Annotated in this window: 17 protein-coding genes and 1 tRNA gene; 7 read left to right on the forward strand and 11 right to left on the reverse strand. The window is 33.2% G+C overall.

The annotated features are described in order from the left end of the window. Positions 1 to 23: 23 nt before the first annotated feature. On the forward strand, positions 24 to 479 hold the full coding sequence (locus AC2TDS_RS08450) for a hypothetical protein (protein ID WP_484738658.1): 456 nt from the start codon (positions 24 to 26) through the stop codon (positions 477 to 479). A 49-nt stretch (positions 480 to 528) separates the two neighbouring features. On the opposite strand, the gene cdaA is transcribed toward AC2TDS_RS08450, so the two are convergent. From cdaA to AC2TDS_RS08465, 3 genes are all read right to left on the reverse strand, one after another. After that, complete coding sequence (cdaA, locus tag AC2TDS_RS08455; RefSeq protein ID WP_484738659.1) at positions 529 to 1,314, reverse strand: diadenylate cyclase CdaA; 786 nt, start codon at positions 1,312 to 1,314, stop codon at positions 529 to 531. Positions 1,315 to 1,524: 210 nt separating this feature from the next. Then, the gene (gene folP / locus AC2TDS_RS08460) at positions 1,525 to 2,343 is read right to left on the reverse strand and encodes a dihydropteroate synthase (RefSeq protein WP_484738660.1); all 819 of its coding nucleotides are present in this window, start codon (positions 2,341 to 2,343) and stop codon (positions 1,525 to 1,527) included. Next, on the reverse strand, positions 2,344 to 2,931 hold the full coding sequence (locus tag AC2TDS_RS08465) for an LOG family protein (protein WP_484738661.1): 588 nt from the start codon (positions 2,929 to 2,931) through the stop codon (positions 2,344 to 2,346). It abuts the gene before it with no gap. A gap of 87 nt (positions 2,932 to 3,018) precedes the next feature. On the opposite strand from AC2TDS_RS08465, the gene AC2TDS_RS08470 reads away from it, so the two are divergent. The 4 genes from AC2TDS_RS08470 to AC2TDS_RS08485 all read left to right on the forward strand — a co-directional run bounded on the left by AC2TDS_RS08470 (position 3,019) and on the right by AC2TDS_RS08485 (position 5,704). Beyond that, positions 3,019 to 3,564: a DUF1599 domain-containing protein gene (locus tag AC2TDS_RS08470; protein WP_484738662.1), complete on the forward strand. Its 546-nt coding sequence runs from the start codon at positions 3,019 to 3,021 to the stop codon at positions 3,562 to 3,564. Positions 3,565 to 3,585: 21 nt separating this feature from the next. Continuing rightward, on the forward strand, positions 3,586 to 4,554 hold the full coding sequence (locus AC2TDS_RS08475) for a DoxX family protein (protein WP_484738663.1): 969 nt from the start codon (positions 3,586 to 3,588) through the stop codon (positions 4,552 to 4,554). 72 nt (positions 4,555 to 4,626) lie between these two features. Beyond that, on the forward strand, positions 4,627 to 4,998 hold the full coding sequence (crcB, locus tag AC2TDS_RS08480; protein WP_484738664.1) for a fluoride efflux transporter CrcB: 372 nt from the start codon (positions 4,627 to 4,629) through the stop codon (positions 4,996 to 4,998). Between the two features lies 1 nt (position 4,999). Further along, positions 5,000 to 5,704: a crotonase/enoyl-CoA hydratase family protein gene (locus AC2TDS_RS08485; protein ID WP_484738665.1), complete on the forward strand. Its 705-nt coding sequence runs from the start codon at positions 5,000 to 5,002 to the stop codon at positions 5,702 to 5,704. A gap of 23 nt (positions 5,705 to 5,727) precedes the next feature. On the opposite strand, the gene AC2TDS_RS08490 is transcribed toward AC2TDS_RS08485, so the two are convergent. Then, complete coding sequence (locus tag AC2TDS_RS08490) at positions 5,728 to 6,336, reverse strand: DUF1684 domain-containing protein (protein WP_484738666.1); 609 nt, start codon at positions 6,334 to 6,336, stop codon at positions 5,728 to 5,730. 555 nt (positions 6,337 to 6,891) lie between these two features. Here AC2TDS_RS08490 and AC2TDS_RS08495 point away from each other — a divergent pair. Together AC2TDS_RS08495 and AC2TDS_RS08500 are read left to right on the forward strand one after the other, a co-directional pair. Next, positions 6,892 to 7,122, forward strand: a complete 231-nt coding sequence (locus tag AC2TDS_RS08495) for a hypothetical protein (protein ID WP_484738667.1) — start codon at positions 6,892 to 6,894, stop codon at positions 7,120 to 7,122. 134 nt (positions 7,123 to 7,256) lie between these two features. After that, positions 7,257 to 7,331, forward strand: a tRNA-Pro gene (locus tag AC2TDS_RS08500). Between the two features lie 322 nt (positions 7,332 to 7,653). Here the strand turns inward: AC2TDS_RS08500 and AC2TDS_RS08505 are convergent. The 7 genes from AC2TDS_RS08505 to AC2TDS_RS08535 form a co-directional block, all read right to left on the reverse strand. Beyond that, the gene (locus AC2TDS_RS08505; RefSeq protein ID WP_484738668.1) at positions 7,654 to 8,034 is read right to left on the reverse strand and encodes a MarR family winged helix-turn-helix transcriptional regulator; all 381 of its coding nucleotides are present in this window, start codon (positions 8,032 to 8,034) and stop codon (positions 7,654 to 7,656) included. Positions 8,035 to 8,924: 890 nt separating this feature from the next. Further along, positions 8,925 to 9,803, reverse strand: a complete 879-nt coding sequence (locus tag AC2TDS_RS08510; RefSeq protein ID WP_484738669.1) for an N-acetylglucosamine kinase — start codon at positions 9,801 to 9,803, stop codon at positions 8,925 to 8,927. 101 nt (positions 9,804 to 9,904) lie between these two features. Next, on the reverse strand, positions 9,905 to 11,956 hold the full coding sequence (locus AC2TDS_RS08515) for a beta-N-acetylhexosaminidase (RefSeq protein WP_484738670.1): 2,052 nt from the start codon (positions 11,954 to 11,956) through the stop codon (positions 9,905 to 9,907). A 16-nt stretch (positions 11,957 to 11,972) separates the two neighbouring features. After that, a complete protein-coding gene (locus AC2TDS_RS08520; protein WP_484738671.1) occupies positions 11,973 to 12,401 on the reverse strand; it encodes a hypothetical protein in 429 nt (142 codons plus the stop codon). 3 nt (positions 12,402 to 12,404) lie between these two features. After that, positions 12,405 to 14,321, reverse strand: coding sequence for a glucosamine-6-phosphate deaminase (nagB, locus tag AC2TDS_RS08525; RefSeq protein WP_484738672.1), 1,917 nt, complete (start codon positions 14,319 to 14,321; stop codon positions 12,405 to 12,407). A 160-nt stretch (positions 14,322 to 14,481) separates the two neighbouring features. Then, a complete protein-coding gene (locus AC2TDS_RS08530; RefSeq protein ID WP_484738673.1) occupies positions 14,482 to 16,089 on the reverse strand; it encodes a RagB/SusD family nutrient uptake outer membrane protein in 1,608 nt (535 codons plus the stop codon). Between the two features lie 10 nt (positions 16,090 to 16,099). After that, the gene (locus tag AC2TDS_RS08535) at positions 16,100 to 19,087 is read right to left on the reverse strand and encodes a TonB-dependent receptor domain-containing protein (protein WP_484738674.1); all 2,988 of its coding nucleotides are present in this window, start codon (positions 19,085 to 19,087) and stop codon (positions 16,100 to 16,102) included. Positions 19,088 to 19,254: the final 167 nt, after the last annotated feature.

Here is a 19,254-nt window from a genome sequence, read left to right on the forward strand (position 1 = left end):
CTTAAAACTAAAAATCACATACCATGAGAAAAGTAATCTTATCTGTATTTGTTGCTGGTTCATTATTAGCAACATCTTGTAAAAATGCAAAAGAAGAAACAAAAGCTGCCGTTGAAGCTACAGAGCAAGCTGCTGATAAAGCCGCTGAAGCTGTAAGTGACGCTGCAACCAAAGTAGCAGAAAAAACGGAAGAAGCTGTTGATAAAGCTGCTGATGCTGTTGAATCAACTTTAGAAGGTGTTACAATCCCTAGCTTTGATAATGAAAAAGTTGAGCAACATTTAAAAGATTACGCTGCCTATGCTAAAGAATATATGGCTGCAAAAGGTGATGTTGTAAAAAATACTGAATTAGCTAAAAAAGGTGTTGAACTTGCAACTAAAGGGAGTGAGTTAGTAAAGACTTTAGATGATGAAGGTGCTAAGAAATTTAATGGCGTAATGAATGCTATTCAAGCTAAAATGGCTCCAGCTAAATAATTTCAAAAAAAATATTACCTAAAAAGAACTTCTTAGAAGTTCTTTTTTTTTATGCTATCATTACGTCTTCTTGAAGCTTCTTTAATAGATTCTCTAACGTATTGTACAATACAAATTCACCATCTTTTATATACGATATTTCACCTGTTTCTTCCGAAACCAACAAACATATAGCATCGGTTTTTTCAGTAACACCGATGGCAGCTCTATGACGCAAACCAAAACGAGAAGGTATTTGACTATTATCGGAAATAGGCAATATAACCCGAGTTGCTACTATATAATTATCTCTAATTATTGTTGCCCCATCATGCAACGGACTATTCTTATAAAAAATACTTTGAAGAATCGCCTCATTTACTAAAGCATTCATTTTATCACCAGTACTAATCAAAAAATCGAGGTTGTTAGTTTTTTCAATAACTATTAAAGCACCTGTTTTCGTTTTTGATAAATTAGTGCAAGCTTTTAATACTACTTCTGCATCTATTTCAGAATTAATCTCTGATTTTAAGAATTTTAACTGATTTAAAAAACCTCTTCTTGTTGAAAAATTAGTGGTTCCAATCATTAATAAAAACTTTCTGATTTCCTGTTGAAAAACGATAATCAAGGCAATAACGCCTCCTGACAATAAATACCCTAAAATACCACTAAGCATCTCCATACGAAGTGCTTGCGTAATCTTCCAGATTATAAAAATTAATGCAATCCCTATTACAATATTTATAGCTACCGTACCCTTAAGTAATTTATAAATATAGTACAACAAAGCAGCTACCAAAATAATATCTAGTATATCAAGAAACGAAACATCTATAAAATCTAAATTCATTTAATTACTGGTATTTATGTAAATGTACTCATTTTTTAAAAACAAAATCATGAGCTATTTACTTATTCAAAATTGATAATTTTCTGATCGAACATAACAATGTATGTACATCCAATAACGTCCTTACTTTTCTCAACTAATACTAAGAATAGTACGCTGATCAACCTATAAAACTCACAATATCAAAAATTAATCAGTAATCTGATTTTTTTACAACTGATTAAAAAGAGTAACTGCTTCAACAGCTTCCTTAACGTCGTGTACCCTTAAAATATGAGTGCCGTTCATTAGAGCTATTGTATTCGCTACAGTAGTAGCATTTAAGGCTTCTTCTGCCGAACAGTTTAGTGTTTTATACAACATAGACTTTCTGGAAACTCCCGTTAAAATTGGGGTGTCTAAATTCTGAAATAAGATCAATTTTTTAAGTAGTTCAAAATTATGTGGTATCGTTTTTCCAAAACCAAAACCAACATCAACAATGACATCATGCACCTTCAATGCTTTAAGCTTAAAAATCTGTTCAGCAAAAAATGAAATAAGTTCTTTTGCTACATCTTCATATTGAGGGTTCGTTTGCATATTTTGAGGAGTTCCTTTCATATGCATTAGTATATAGGGAACCTGCAACTTTGCTACAACTTCGAACATGTTTTTATCCATTTTACCTCCCGAAATATCATTTATAATTGCCGCTCCAGCATGTATACTTTCCGAAGCAACTCTACTCCTAAATGTATCAACAGAAATAGTGATATCTTTAAATTCATTTGACAAAAGTTCTATAACAGGTACAATTCGTTCTAATTCTTCTTCTTCAGAAATATGCTTCGCTCCTGGGCGTGATGAATAACCTCCAACATCAATAAATGTAGCTCCTTCAGCTAACATTTTTTCCGTTTGAATTAATATTTCTTTGGTATTGTTATATTTTCCTCCATCAAAAAAGGAATCTGGCGTAATATTCAGAATCCCCATTACTTTAGGGCTACTTAAATCTATTAGATTTCCTTTACAATTAATTGTCATCTATCGAACTACCTTGTTTATTATATGTGTTTTATCTGGTGCTTTGTAATTTTTCATCTGGTGCATCAATCCTTCGACAGAATCATCAACTAACAACAATGCCCTGTTTGCAGGCTTTAAGAACCCCTCTTCTACCATAAAATCTAACTGTCGGAGTGTAGCATCAAAAAAACCATTCACGTTTAACAATCCAACGGGCTTCTGCTCAACGTGTAACTGTTGCAACGTTAGCACTTCAAAAAGCTCATCCAATGTTCCGAATCCTCCTGGTAATGTTATGTATGCCTCAACCATTTTACTCATGACAACTTTACGCTCACTCATGGTGTTGGTAACAACAACCTTTGAAATGTTTGCATGAATAACTTCTTCGTGTTTTAATAGATTAGGAATAATTCCAACCACTTCTCCTTGTTGTTTCATCATAGTATTGGCAATTACCCCCATCAGTCCAATTTTACCACCACCATACACCAAAGTTATATTATTTTTCACAAAATAATTACCTAAAGTAATGGCAGCATTGGTGTACACTTCTTTGAATCCTGTACTTGAACCACAAAAAACCACAATGTTATTTAAATTCATAAATCAAAAAAGATAAATTATTCTGTAAAAATAAAAGAAAACCTAATTGATTTATTATTTTTACCTTATTATTTCAGAAAACAAAAAATGCAAAATACCTCAGAGCAATACGATGCTGTTATTAGTGAATGCCGAAATTTATTTGTAAAAAAGATGACTGATTATGGCAGTGCTTGGCGAATTCTAAGGCTACCGTCATTAACAGACCAAATTTTTATAAAAGCACAACGAATACGTCAATTACAAGAGAACGCAGTGCGCAAGGTTGATGAGGGGGAAAAATCTGAGTTTATAGGTATCATCAATTACGCTGTAATGGCTTTAATACAGCTTGAGATGGGAATTGTTGAGCAGCCAGATTTATCTGCAGAAGAGGCGACAATACTATACGATAAACATGTGTCTATTACGAAAAAATTAATGGAGAATAAAAATCATGATTATGGTGAAGCTTGGAGAGAAATGAGAATCTCTTCATTAACTGACTTAATTTTACAAAAATTACTTCGTGTTAAACAGATTGAAGACAACCAAGGAAAAACGTTAGTTTCTGAAGGAATTGATGCGAATTACCAAGATATGATTAATTATGCTATTTTTGCTTTAATTCATCACTCAGTGTTAGAACATTAACTATTAAAAACACCCCTAATTATGATTTTAAAACTATTGACCCATATTTCAAGACTACTGGTAGGTCTTCTATTTATTTACTCTGGATTTGTAAAATTAGTTGACCCTATAGGTTCTCAATTCAAGTTTGAAGAGTATTTTAGTGAAGGTGTTCTTAATTTAGAGTTTTTAATTCCTTTCGCACTCCCATTTTCTATTCTATTGGTGGTAGCTGAACTAGCTTTAGGTGTTATGCTATTGGTTGGATACAAACCGAAATTTACGGTTTGGAGTTTGTTCGGACTTAATACAATTTTCTTGTTCTTAACTTGGTATTCATATACCTATAACAAAGTTACCGATTGTGGTTGTTTTGGTGATGCCATAAAACTCACCCCTAAAGAAACTTTTTACAAAAACGTAATCTTTATGTTTTTTATTCTTATCCTAATTTTAGGATTAAAGTTTATTAAACCACTTATATCAAATAAAATTGCAACCATAACTACCTATGTTACTATTATTATTTCATTTCTACTTGTGAATTATGTATTAAATCACCTACCAATTATTGATTTCAGAGCTTATTCTATAGGAACGGACATTGCAGAAGACATGAAATACACAGACAATAACGAAACGCCTCCTATTCACGATTTTATGATTGAAACGGATGAAGGAGATCAATTAGAAGCTATGCTTTCTAAAGAAAAGGCTCTGCTTATTTTAATGTACGACATGGACAAAACCGAAAAAGAAGGGATTGCTCCTGTTGCTAAAGCAGCTAAAAAAGCAAAAGAAAATGGTTACGAAGTGTATGTTTTAACGGCTTCATACATTGACGATTTTGAGGCTATGCAAAAACAACTCGATATGCCTTTTACTATTGGTTTTTGCGACGAAACTGCTTTAAAAACAGTGATACGAGCTAACCCAGGTATTGTAACGGTTAAAAAAGGCATTATTAGTGGAAAATGGAGTTGGCAAGATGCTGATGATATTGAATTATAAACAACATTGAACATAATTTATACAAAATTAAAACCTCATGAAATGTATGAGGTTTTATGATGTTCGTACAAAATGAAACAACTTTTCTTAATTTTTATTGGTGGTGGTGCTGGAAGTGTTTTAAGGTATCTTGTGGGCAAATTTTTGAACAGTCCTGAAACAGGGATACCCTACGGAACGTTTGTAGCCAATATTCTGGGTAGTTTCCTTATTGGAATAATTTTAGGGTTTGCTTCAAAAAATGAAGCTTTAACTGAGAACCATACACTGTTACTCGCTACTGGATTTTGTGGTGGATTCACTACATTTTCAACGTTCGCTTATGAAAATCACATATTTTTAAAATCAGGAGACTTCATAACTTTTGCTATTTATACGATAGGTAGCTTTGTTATTGGCTTTCTAGCTGTATTTGCAGGCATATTTTTAACTAAACTATTGTAAAATGAATGAAATTATAAATTACAAAGAAGAAAAACATTGTGTTATTTTAACCTTAAATAACGGTAAGGTAAATGCCATATCTCATGAAGTGGTTGACTCGCTAAACACCTATTTAGATGAAGCTGAAAAAGTTAAAAAACCAGTCATCATAACAGGCCAACCTGGTATATTCTCAGGAGGTTACGATCTAAAAACCATGGTTAAGTCACCCGATTCGGCTTTAGAACTTGTTACTAAAGGATCAAAATTATCTCTTAAGATGTTATCTTTTCCTTTACCTATCATTATTGCTTGCAATGGACACGCTATTGCGAAAGGTGCATTCTTATTGTTATCAGCTGACTACCGCTTAGGAACCGAAGGCGATTATAAAATTGGTTTAAATGAGGTTATGATTGGGATGACTATGCATAACGCTGGTATTGAGATTGCAAAAGCACGTTTGGCATCTGTATATTTGGAACGCAGTGTTAATAACTCAGAAATATACACTCCTAAAGAAGCCATCTCTGCCGGTTTTTTAGACAAAATAGTTCCACAAGAACACTTACTTACTACCGCGATTAAAATTGCAGGTATGTTTTCTCAATTGAATTCAAAAGCTCATGCTGAAACAAAATTAAAGGTACGAAAACCCTATTTAGCTGAAATTAATAGCGCTATTCAACAAGATTTAGAAAATGGACTAACTCCTCCTACAAAATAAAAAACCAGTACCCACTGGTTTTTTTATTTTTTATAGACTTTTACACCAGCCTTTATTTCTACATTTAAATAATTATCTCTAGGTGTTATTGGACAAGAATACTTTTCATTATATGCGCAGTAAGGATTGTATGCTTTATTAAAGTCTATTTCAATAGTACCGCCTTCTTGTTCATCTGTAGTTAAAACATCAATAAATCTTCCTCCTTCATAAGATGATATACCGTTGGTATTATCTAAAAAAGGTAAAAATAAGTGATTTTTGTATTTTTCACTTGCTTGTTGATCTTTATAAATAGTTAGTTTGAACTCTTTTTCATCAATTCTAAAGACGACTTCTCCATATTTTTTATACATCGCAATTCTATCAGTTGTAGTAGGAAAACTCAACACAGGTCCTTCAGGTGTTTTGATTAAACTTGCCCTTACTTTATACTTCTCCTTTACAGGGAAGAAATCTAACCCCTTAAATTGCTTAAGCCCTTTAACCGTTAACGGAGAAGTGGTAGCATCCTTAAAGCTAGTGTTTAGAGTTTGTTGAAACACTGTCTTTCCAAGAGGTTTTCTTTTTCCGTGAGACGAATTACAAGATATAATGGTAATAAACAAGGTGATAAAAAAAATAAGTTTCATTGTTGTATTTTACATCTGTTAAATGATCAGTCAAGATCGTTATATTTATATATTATCCCCCTCTTACATCTAAAAAAATTAAAATGGCATGTTTTCTTTCCATGTATACAATTCTTAACGAAAAGAGCTCTAACAAGCCTTTTGTGTTTTATTGCATTATAATCCAGTTTTACTTGTTTCATTACATTTTTCATAGAAAAATGTAATGAAACACACAAATACTTGCAAATTTATCAAAAAAAAAATCATTTTTACTTGACAAAAGTTAAAACGTTTATTATATTTGATATAATAGGACAGTTCATTTGTAACAAAAAAAGTTGTGGTTCAATACGCGTAAGGAAAATTCACTAAAATAAATTATATTTTGGTAGTTTTTTAACATATAAACCCGTAAATAATCCTATATTTGACCCCATTTTTATTACATATTAACATGTATTAAAAAAATGCGCAGTAATCAAATACTGTAGAGTAATATCTTTTCAATTTAAAATCAACACCAAACAGTAGTTGTAAAAGATTATTTTAATTTAATAAGAAAGAAGCATTTATATGAATTCAGAATTGATTAGTAAAGCGGAAGAATTTGAAAATAGAAAATTCAAATTTGTTACTACTAGTGATAGAATACTGGCTTCAAGAGAAGCAAAAGCGTTAATTTTAGAAATTAATGAGGTTTATAAGCAGACCAAAGATACGGATTTAATGGACCTTATGAAACGCTTGACAGTTGTTAAACAACGTATTGACAAACGCTTAAAAGGAAAACCACTAACAGCATAATACTATTCGTAAGAAAAGTACGTTTAGATATTAGGGCGTAAGAATTACTTGTTTCTTATGCTCTTTAAAATAATATTTATTCTTGATAAAAAATCTAGGGATATTCCTAGATTTTTTTTTAGCTTTGCCCTCATCGGGATGTAGCTTAGTCCGGTTAAAGTGCTGGTCTGGGGGACCAGAGATCGAAGGTTCGAATCCTTTCATCCCGACTTTTATGAACATACAACCATAAAACAACCACAAACAAGGTTGTTACTTATAAGGTTTGTTCATTAAAACGCGTGTTTTTCCTAATTATATTTCTTCAATTCTATTTTCTACTTCTACAGATCCTCTCGTTGTTCATGCTCTGGGCAATCTATTTGTAATTCTATTTTTTTCAGTTCTTTATGTAGTAAATTGCAATAATGTCCATCAGCCTTCTTAGCATAGCTAACACATGTTAAACACATTCTTTGAATAGAAATTACCGACTCGTCGTTTAGACTTCGAATTATCTGTAATAAATTATCTAAAAACACACCTTTCTCTCTATCGGTAAAATTGATTCACTGCATTCTCTAAAGGTTTGGTAAAGCTAGTAGTTTTAGTAGCCACCTTTTTTCCCTTTGTTGTTAGTTCAAGGGAATAGCTTCTGGAGTCGTGAGTATCTCGAACTTTTTCTAAAAGTTCTTTCTTTATTAATACTTTTATTGAATCGCTGATCGTGGCTTTCGTTAAATCAAATTCTTTCGCCAATAAACTAACTTTTAACATTTCTTGTTTATGCGACAAACAAAAAACTAAAATTTGTATTTGTATTGGGCTAATTTGATGTCTTTTGCTCTCCTCCCATAATAATACCCTAAAAGATTTTGCAATTCGCTCTAAAGCATGCACTATTTTAATATTTGCTTTGTTAGCCTCTGACATTTTATTCTCCTACTTTAATTTCAATTATTATAATTGAATTATTCTTATTATTTATTATAGTAAGAATAATCTACCCCCCCTCTTCATTTAATGACTTAAAAGACTGTAATCATACCTTATCTTTTGAAAAATCAATTCACAAAAATCATAAAAAGAATCCGATTTTTCTTCATTATTTACACTGTAAATAACTTAAGCCACACCTCTAATCAGCCAATCAACTTAAAATAGGCGCTTTAAATGTATTTATTTCGTCCAAATATTTAGTATACTCATTTTCTTACAGTAAATTCAAACAATAACTAGTATAAGATATGTTTTTTTTAAGTTTTTAAGATACAACTATTTTTGCTCTGAACGAAAACTTCTAGTTTTTTCTACCAATACTTTACCATTTATTATTATATGCTTCCTGTTTATAAAGCAACTCCTTTTCTGATACTAATTTGCCAACCATATTTATTTACGGTAAATGTAGATCTATAAGTAACACCAGTTATTGTTTGAATTTACTGTAAGAAAATGGTAAATGGCATAAACTACAAGCACGACTGAGAAGAAATAGCTCTATAACTTTCTCAAGATGTGGCATAGCCTCTAAGAATGTGTTTTCTAACCAAAAAACATCGTAGGGTTTGTTAATGTAACTATACAATCACTACAAGCTAGCGCTAGTAAAAATATAATTAAATCAAATATGTAACTAAAAACTATCGTTAACTATGTTTTGGATTTAAATATTGAAGCCAGAACATTCAATCGCATAAATGAGAACTCTTAAACTCTATCCTCATCACTTTGAGCCTTTGTTATAGCAGTTCCTTTACAGAATAAAAAATGGTTCAAAAAGAACCATTTTCCACAAGTTAACAATAGTATAGTAGTCAAAACTAGATTACTTTCTGCAAAAAAGACGCATCTTCTTTTACCGATTGAATAAAAGCCGTTAGGGGTCTCCTAATAAAATTTTTAGGCGGTTTTATGGCTCTTATTTCAAGCTCTTCTTTTATTATATCTCTAGCATGATACCCCACAGAACCAATAAAATATAGAGGCACTGTATTCAATTCATCTTTATACTTGAGCAATTGTTTATCAATGAACTCTGACACACAAAACCTGATAATCTCTTTAGCATACGGGTGTTCTATATTTTCAAACAAAAAGCGCGCATATTGTGCTAAGTATTTATTTGGCATCTTCGCTCCATACAAACGCGACAGTACCTTGTCATCATTTAATTTAAAATCTTTTTCTAAAGAAAACTTTAAATCTTCCGGTATATCTTTATAGTAGTAACTTTTTAAAACTTCTTTTCCTAAATGGTTCCCACTTCCTTCATCCATCAAAATATACCCCATCGCTTTAACCTTTTGCTCAATAGTTACACCATTATAGAAACAACAATTCGATCCAGTTCCTAAAATACAAACTACGGAGGCATCCTTAGATGCAGCGAAAACAGCAAGCATTAAATCTTCTTTTATTACTATTTTTGAAACATTCTTAAAATTCCTTTCAAAAATTGTTCTAATTTTTTCTTCTCCTTTCTTGTTATTACAACCTGCACCGAAAAAATAAACGGCACTAATAAGATCATTATACTGTTTCAATTCATCGCAATTATCGAGCAGATTTGCTATGTTCTTCCTTTTTAAAACGGAAGGGTTAAGCCCACTAGTTCTAATCCTTGTAACTATACTATTATCTGAGGGCTCTAACAAAATCCAGTCACATTTTGTGGATCCACTATCTGCAATTAAAATCATATCTATTAAGAAGTGTCTGGTTGTAAATTATAATACGCTATGTATTTGTTCAATTAATTTCTTGTAAAACTTTAATACGCTCGAATTTGTCAAGAGCTGTGCTATACTTTGTTCTTTTTTCTATACTTCTTAATGATTTTTTCTATTCCTGACACCACAACTAACTCAGTATCTACCATAGGTTGTTTTAGAAACTCAATAATCTTTGCCATTTCTTTCTCTTTCTGACTATTTATTTTTCCTTCTTCAAGAATACTTATACAAATCAAGGATAACTCCTCCAGTTTTTTATAATGCCTTCCAATAGCTTTTGTTAGCGGACTTACGTTAATAATAGAGAATTGCTCATATCCATTTATCCATTTCCTAAAATATATTTTTAGTTGTTTCTTTTTTTCATTCGTTGGGCTTTTCACAAAAGCATCTACCAATCCGTTAAATTTATAAGCATCTTCAGCATCCGCAGAGCACGCATCTGCAAACAATGTAAAAGGAGAAAAAGATTTATATTCGACACCTCCTTTATTTCGGGTGTAAACCTTTACAGGTTCAAAAACCCTCGTCAATACTTGTAACGAACTTATATCAAGACCTTTAGTGATATTCCTTAAAATAGCTTCTTTATTCCTTAAGTGTGTTATCCCTAACTCTTCCAACTGAAGATTAACGGAAGCCAATCTTCTTCTCATACTCTTTATATCCTTAACATTTTTTGAAGACCAAAACCTTTCTGCAATAGCCGCAGTTCTGGGCCAAATTCGAGAGTCTATTGTTAAAGGTGTTACCAATTCACTCCACATTGTTACTTCACCTCCTAAAACTCTTTTTTCTTGTGCTATTGATAGTTGTTCATTGCCAACTGGATCAAAAAGGTAATGGTAATCAACTGACAACATTCGATCTATATAATAATCATTCGATAAAACCGCCTGGTATCCTTCCTTTACCGCCTTCACAAGAGTTCCTTTTTCAAATCCTTCGTTGACACCTCTCCAAGAATGAATTATCGCAGACTTGGGCATGTTATCCGTCATAATTTCATCCCATCCCATCAGCTTTTTATTATATTTTTTCAGTATTTTTTGAAGTCGAATATTAAAAAATGTTTGTAAATCATGATTATTTTTCAACCCTTCTTTTTTCATAAACTTTTGAATTTCTTTATTTTCATCCCAATGTTTCCCTTCATTTTCATCTCCTCCAATATGAAAATATACATCTGGAAATAACGGCGCTATTTCCCCAAAAAGTTTATCTAAAAACATATACACTTCGGGGTTTATCGGGTTTAATGTAGGATCAAAAACGCCTGAAAATCTTTCAATTTTATAATCATATCCTTTTTTACTCCCTAATTCGGGATAAGCCGTTAATATTGCGGTGGCATGACCTGGAACATCTATCTCTGGCACAACTCTAATACCAAGCTCGTCAGCATAGGATACAATTTCTTTAATTTGACTATGCGTATAATATTGATTATCAGACCCTAGCTCATGAAGCTTGGGATAGGTTTTAGATTCAACCCTAAACCCCTGATCATCTGATAAGTGCCAATGGAACACATTCATCTTCATCGATGCCATCGCCTCTAAATTTCTTTTTATGACATGTAAAGGTTGAAAATGTCTAGCAACGTCCATCATTAAACCTCTCCAAGCGAATCTAGGTGAATCTTCGATTGTTACTCCTTGAATATAAAATGAATCCTTATTAAAATCTACTAACTGTAGTAAGGTTTGTAATGCCCTTATAGCGCCAATATCGGTTTTAGCAGAAATTACCACTTGGTTCTTTTCAACTTTCAACACATACGATTCATCAGTACCTAATGTTAATTCAGTTACCTCAGTGAAGTTAATAATAACGGTTGCATTGTTTTTATCTGTGAATGGGAAACCTTCCTCTATAAAAACCCCTGTTTTATTTGCTAATCTTCTAATAAATTTTGTAGTAGCTGCATAAATTCTGTTTTCTGTTTCATGAATAGATACGGTAAAGTTTTTGTCAATTTTTACTTTGTTGTCATTCCCTATAACCTCTTGAGGCCAAGGCATTAAATTATACCTGTCTGATAACTTATGTTGTCCCTTAACTTTAAAAAAACAAAGTAATAAGATTACTAATAAGGTTTTTATATTATTTTTTTTCATCCTAATATGTTTGTATTTAAAGTCTTTTATAAACTTCAATTATTTTATGATTGACTCCCAATTCTTCCACTTTTTCCATTCCTGTTATGGTAAGTGTTTCATTCGTAACTTTAGCCTTAAACTCAAAAACTTCTCCTTCCCATTCTCTATAATTTAGGTAATCTAAATACTCCGTGTATCTTCCCTCTTTATAACTATATCTTCCGCCTCCAGCTACATAAACGGCCGCAGAGTCTTTTCCTTTACCTAAATCATGTCTTAAAAAAGCAAAATGGGTTTTATTAAGAATTTTTATCATTCTTTCATTCGTCTTAACGCTTGAAAATATAGAGTCTTTTGTTATTGTTTTCGCTGTAATTAATTGCCAAGTTCCTATTATACTAGGTTCTTTATCATTGCATGCCAAAAAAGACCATACCACAACTGCTAAAGAAAAATTTCTCATATGTTAAAAATGGTAGCGTTTAAAAGCTTCCATGGCGGCGTAATCTGCCATTCCTAAATTGCGATATTTTTCAGCCGTTAACCTATTTCTGTCTTCTGCTCTTACCCAAAATTCTCTAGTATCATTACCTTGAAACATTACATTATCTTTTTGAGATTGGTGGTAAAAGATAGCATTCCTCTTTTTCACAACTTGATCTGGACTCATAGGAATTGCCATTTCAATTTCATGTGGTTGCCATTCAAACCATGCGCCTCTATACAACCATACCCAACAATCTTTCATATACCCTTGACCTTTTAAAGCTTCTAACGCTTCAAAGACCGCATTTAAACATACTTTATGCGTTCCATGAGGGTCAGCCAAGTCTCCTGCTGCATAAATTTGATGTGGTTTGACAGACTCAATTAAGTTGCACATAATTTCAATATCGTCATTAGAAAGGTTCTTCTTTTTAACCTTACCAGTTTCATAAAAAGGAAGGTTCAAAAAGTGAACATTCTCATCAGGAACTCCTATGTATCTGGTTGCCCCTAAGGATTCTGCCTTTCTAATCTCTCCTTTTAACTTTCTAATAGCAATGGTATCAATTTCATTCGCCTCTTTATTTAAAATTGAAGCTATTACTTTATCTATTTCCGTTGAATCTGGACTCAATGATTTAGAAACCTCAGCAAACCTCAACGCATCTTCATCTGAAACAGCTATATTTCCAGAGGTTTGATATGCTATATGCACTTCATGGCCTTGCTCTACTAATCTATCAAAAGTACCTCCCATTGAGATGACATCATCATCAGGATGAGGACTAAAAATAATAACTCGTTTTTTCCTTGGCGCACTTCTCTCTGGCCTATTGGTATCGTCTGCATTTGGTTTCCCTCCTGGCCAACCTGTAATTGTTCTTTGCAGTCCATTAAAGGTTTTTATATTCAATTTATAGGCGCTTCCTTCTTCTACTAATAAGCTAGACATTCCATATTCATTATAATCTTTATCTGTTAGCTTCAGTATTGGCTTATTTACTTTAGCACTCAACCAAAAAATAGCTCTTTTCTTTAACTCTTCTGTCCAAACGCAACTAGACACCAACCATGGAGTCTTGGTTCTTGTTAATTCAGAAGACGCTTCTTTATCTAATACGAAAGTTGTATTGGTATGTTCTTGAAGATACGTAGCAGGAACTTGCGATGTAATTTCACCTTCAATAGTTTCTTGAATTACATTTGCTTTACCCTCTCCCCAAGCTAATAACACGACTCTTTTTGCCTTTTTAATAGTGCCAATTCCCATGGTAATTGCCTTTTTAGGTACATTATCTATACCTAAAAAGCTTGCGGCTGCATCTTCTCTTGTTATGTGATCTAACGTTATACTTCGCGTGCTAGAATTATAATGTGATCCTGGTTCATTAAACCCTATATGTCCGGTTCTTCCAATTCCCAATAACTGAAAATCCAATCCGCCTGCTTCTTTTATTCTCAACTCATAATCAACACAATACTGATATACTTCTTCTGGTTGAATTGTTCCATCTGGAATATGAATATTTTCAGGAATTATATCGACATGGTTAAATAAATGATCGTGCATAAAATGATGATAACTTTGAATATTATCTGGTTGCATTGACCAATATTCATCTAAATTGAATGTAATTACATTTGCAAAACTCAATCCTTCTTCTCTGTGCATTCTAACAAGTTCTTCATACACTTTAATAGGAGAAGACCCCGTTGCCAAACCTAATACACACTTCTTCTTTATACTCGCTTTTTCTCTTATCAATGCTGCGATCTCTAAAGCCACCATCTTCGATCCTTTTAACGAATCTTCAAATATTACATTATGATTTTTTTCAAAACGCGTTTCTTCAAATTGACCTACTGGCTGATATTCTATTTCTTTATAATTTAACATAGTCATACTAATCTCTACCTTAAAATGAATTACAATAGTAAATATAGATTGCAAGCATAGTCGCCACTACTTTTTTCGACTAAATGCTCTAAATACTCTATTAAAAACAATCGAGAATGCATACTCCATTCTCGACTGTTTTTAAACAAAGCTTAGCTAATTAAAAATTACCGTTTCCTGTATCCCACCAGACTCTTGTTCCTCCATTATCAGGACCTCCTAGCAAGGTAGACACTGCATTTTCAACGTTATTCGTATTTGTAGAATACTCATTGGCTGCAAAAGGAGTTCTTCGAACCTGCGTATTGCTAGCAATCGTTCCTCCGCTCTGATTGTTTACAACAGGGAATATCTTTGGATAGCCAGTTCTCCTAAATTCACTCCACGCCTCTTGTCCTTCAGGGAATACTGCCAACCATTTCTGAGTTATTATTTTTTCCAATTTCTCTTCATTAGAAGCTCCTTCATTCCATGCGATCGTAACATTAGTCATTGCGGCAATATTATTTGAAGGATTTACTGGATCAACATAATCAGCAGGTGTAGAAGTATTGTCTGCTATATACGATGATGCTCCATTAGCACCATGCTGTTGAAAAGACAATAACATTCCTTGTTCATAATTGGCTCTTGCATCACCAGCTCCAGACCAACCTCTTAAAGAAGCCTCAGCTTTTAAGAACGCTACTTCTGCCGCAGTCATTAACTGCACCCTTGATGTATGCATATCATCATTAATTGCTGAAAAACCTACATAATCTGCTTTTTGAGCTAATTCATCAGAATACCCTGGTAATAAAGACATTCCACTTCGAACACCCTTTAAATTCCCTGGAGAAACTGGGCTAATTTCGCTCTGTGGATTTACTTCTACAAAGAACTTCTCAGCTCTTGGGTCGTTATATCCAACTAAGATAGACTCCATTGATGCCCCCATTCTAATATCATTCCATCCATTATCTATTACTGATAGCGGGTGATCAAGAGTTCCATTCACAAAAAAGCTATCTTCATTACCTTCCATTAAACCTACTGATTGATTCAATGCTTTTTCTCCTTCTGTTTTTGCTTTAGCCGGATCTACCTTTGAAATCCTTATTGCTAAACGTAAACGCAAAGAATTTGCCAGCTTCACCCACTTCATATAATTTCCACCATAAGCAAGATCAAATGCAACAAATCTTTGGCTATCGATATCTGCTGTCAAATTAGCAACAGCTACGTCTAGTTCTTGAAAAAAAGCATCGTAAGCTGTTTCTTGTGAATCATAAACCCCAGCATTTTCAAGATCTCCAAAATTGGTATATACAATCGGGCCGAAAGTATCAGTAACTCTATGCATAGCTGCTACCTTCAAAATTAAATTCACACCATAAAGTGTTGGATAATTCTCTTCTGTTAAATCACTTACGTACTGTACATTGTTCATTACATTTTTATACGATACGGTCCAACTAAAATCTCTCCATCCTTGAACAAAATTGTATGTTGTTGGGTTTGCTCCAGCTCTAAATGGTCTTGGATTTGTCAAATAACCAGAATACACATCCGCAAATAAATTTTGTTGAAGTTGATACGACCAAGCAGGATCATATTGGTATATATTTTCAAAAATAGGCTTATACTTAGATCCTACATGCTGAAAATCAACCTCTAACTGCTCCTGTGATATGTTTTTATCATTTATATTGTACTGATCTAAATCACTACAACTAATGAAAAATAAACCTGCAATAATTATAGGTATATATTTATTTATATTTCTCATCTTGTAATTTTTAAAAAGTTAAATTAATATTTAAACCGATACTTCTAGTAGATGGCAACCCTAGAACATCAACACCTTGTAGGGCATTTCCAGTACTCAAAGTCACATTAGGGTCGTGTGGAGATTCTTTGTAAAAAAAGAACAAGTTATTTCCGACAACTGAAGCCTTAGCCCTCCTAAAAAAGGCACTTTCATTCAGTTTAAAATTATATCCGACAGCAAACTCAGCCAACCTAACGTTTGTAGCACTATATACATACTCACCAGTAAAGCCATTTCTACCTCCTGCTTTTCCATAATATTCTTGCGCTGATAATGTTGATGTTTGTCCTGCCAAATCAACAACAGTAATATTACTATTAGCAGTTTCACGTGATGAATTATTACTTAACCCTTCAACAATAGCTTCCGTCATACTAACCGTTTCTCCTCCAAACTTTCCATCGATCAAAAAGTCAACTGTCAAGTTTTTATATTCAAACGAATTATTTAAACCCATGGTAAAATCAGGGTTTGCATTTCCAACCTTTGTCAATCCTTCGATTTGATTCGTGTCATCAATTACAAATGAATCCGAATCATAAATTGGAGTACCATTTTCATCTCTTTTTATTGCCTGAGCATAAATATCACCAAAGGAACCACCTTCTACCAAATAAGATCCGAAGGTATTCACTCCTTTTGGTGAAACCTCGAAGTAATTCGTTGGTATTAGCCCATCAACATCTTCTCCTGAAATAGAAACAATCTTATTTCTATTCATTGCAAAATTTAACGTAGACGTCCATTTAAAGTTCTCAGTAGTGTATGGCTTGATATAAACAGAAGCCTCAATACCGCTATTTAATATATCACCTGCATTTAAACCGGCTACACCAGAAGACACAATAGTTGTTGACACAGGAACTGCAAAGTATTGGTTCACCGTTGTTGTGTGATAATACCCAACATCAAAACCAAATTTATCAAACTTCCATTCAGTTCCTATTTCAAAAGAACGTTGTCTTTCAGGCTTTGGAATAGTTCCAGGATAAGGTCTAATAGGATCAACTGAGCTCACTCCTCCTCCAAAGAGTATAGCTGCATTTGGGCTTATTTGATCAGGACCGAATCCATTTCCTACTTCACCGTAAGAAGCTCTAACTTTTGCAAAAGGAACATTTACAATATCACTTAATATTCCTGTTACTCCAATAGAAGGATAGAAAAATGAGTTATTAGACTCTGGCAATGTCGATGTCCAATCATTTCTAGCAGTAAGATCAACATAAATTTTTTCATTAAAACCAACTGTAGCACTAGAGAAGATCGAACTCCCTCTAGACTCAAAAGAATTTTGTGCAAAAGCAACTGAGGCATTTGCATTAAAGTTTTGCAAAGCGAATACATTAGCATATTGCAACCCGCCTGTTGTTCCAGAGTCAGCAGTAAAACTATCTGCCGTGTTTCTGGTAGTACTGAAACCAACAATGGCCGCTAACGATATATCGTCTGTAATATTGGTATTTATATTTGCCAAGACGTCACCATATGTTTGGGTAAAATCATCTTCTGCTACAATATACCTACCATTTGCATGCGCTAAAGTAGCTTCTGTTGTAGCATATATTTTCCTATCAAAACTAACCATTGACTTATCATAAGTACCTCTAGCTTGTAATGACAACCAATCATTTATTTTAAATCCAAGATTTAAAGAAGCTACTAATTTATGATTTGTATCTTCCGAAGCATTTCTATTTAAAATCCAATATGGGTTTTGTTCAATATCTGAAGTTCCTCTAAACCAACGTTGTTTCTGTATGTTTCTCGATGGGTCATAGGCCTCGAATACTCCATAATCAGAGAGGCTCTCTCCTGGTGATTCGAATCCATAAACTCCAACTAACGGATTAAAATATAATCCAGAAACCGCTCTATTTTTTATGTTTTGAGTAGATCCCATGACACTAGCATTCAATGTTACCTTATCTTCAAAAAAGCTCGCCGTCTCCCTAACATTAAACGTATGCTGCTTCATACTATTCGTTGGTAAAATACCATTAGAAAAAGTATTACTATAAGAAAAATAAGTTTGTGCTTTATCTGTTCCTCCCGAAACTGAAATAGCGTTGATATTAGTGGTTCCAGAACCAAAGAAAGCATCAATGTTTTTTTGACTTTCGTCATTAAAATCCATCATATACGATGCGCTATCTACTGTTAAGTTAGATGAAAAATCTACTTTGAAAGCTCCTGACTTTCCTTTTTTAGTGGTTATTAAAATAACTCCATTTAACCCAGCACTTCCATATAATGCCGACGCAGACGCTCCTTTCAACACCGTTAACGACTCAATATCATCTGGATTTATAAGCGACAGAGCATCTCCTCCATCACGGTTACCTCCATTAATTTCCCCAAAAGTGTTTCTTGGTTGGCCTGATGATGGATTGTTAAGAGGAATTCCATCAACAACATAAAGAGGTTGGTTGTTTCCTATAGAAGCATTTCCTCTTAGAACAACTTTTACTGACCCTCCAGCTCCTGAAGAACTTCTAGTAATCGTTAATCCGGATACCTTTCCTGATAAACTATTGACAGGGTTTGTTTGTTTTACCCTACTCAATTCCTTTGCATTAACATCTTGAGCTGCATAGGTTAATGACTTTCTCGTTTTTTTTATACCCAATGCGGTAACCACCACCTCATCTAACAAATTGTCTTCTTCTAAAGCAATATTTATTGTGTTTTGATCAGAAACAACGGCAGATTGTCGTTTCATTCCAACGTAGGTATATTGTAAAATGTCGCCTATTGAGACTTTTAATTGGTATTTTCCATCAAAATCAGTTTCGGTTCCCTTAACAGTTCCTTTAATGATTATCCCGACCCCCGGTATAGGTTCTCCATCTGACTTAGAAGTCACTACTCCTGTTATTGTTTTTTCTTGAGCCATTACTAGTTGAACTAATAAAAACGAAAAACAAAATAGTAGTATTGTTTTGCTTTTTTTCATGAATAAGTTAATTAATTGTTTGCTTAAAATTAGGTAGTTATGAAAAGGTTAAAAAAATATTATATCCAAACAACATCAAATAAACGATGAATAGCTTCTATTTATAGATTACCATAAATTCCTTGTTTTTTATAAATTTTAATGTTTGGTACACCGAAAAAAACATC

This window comes from Tenacibaculum profundicola, assembly GCF_057220795.1.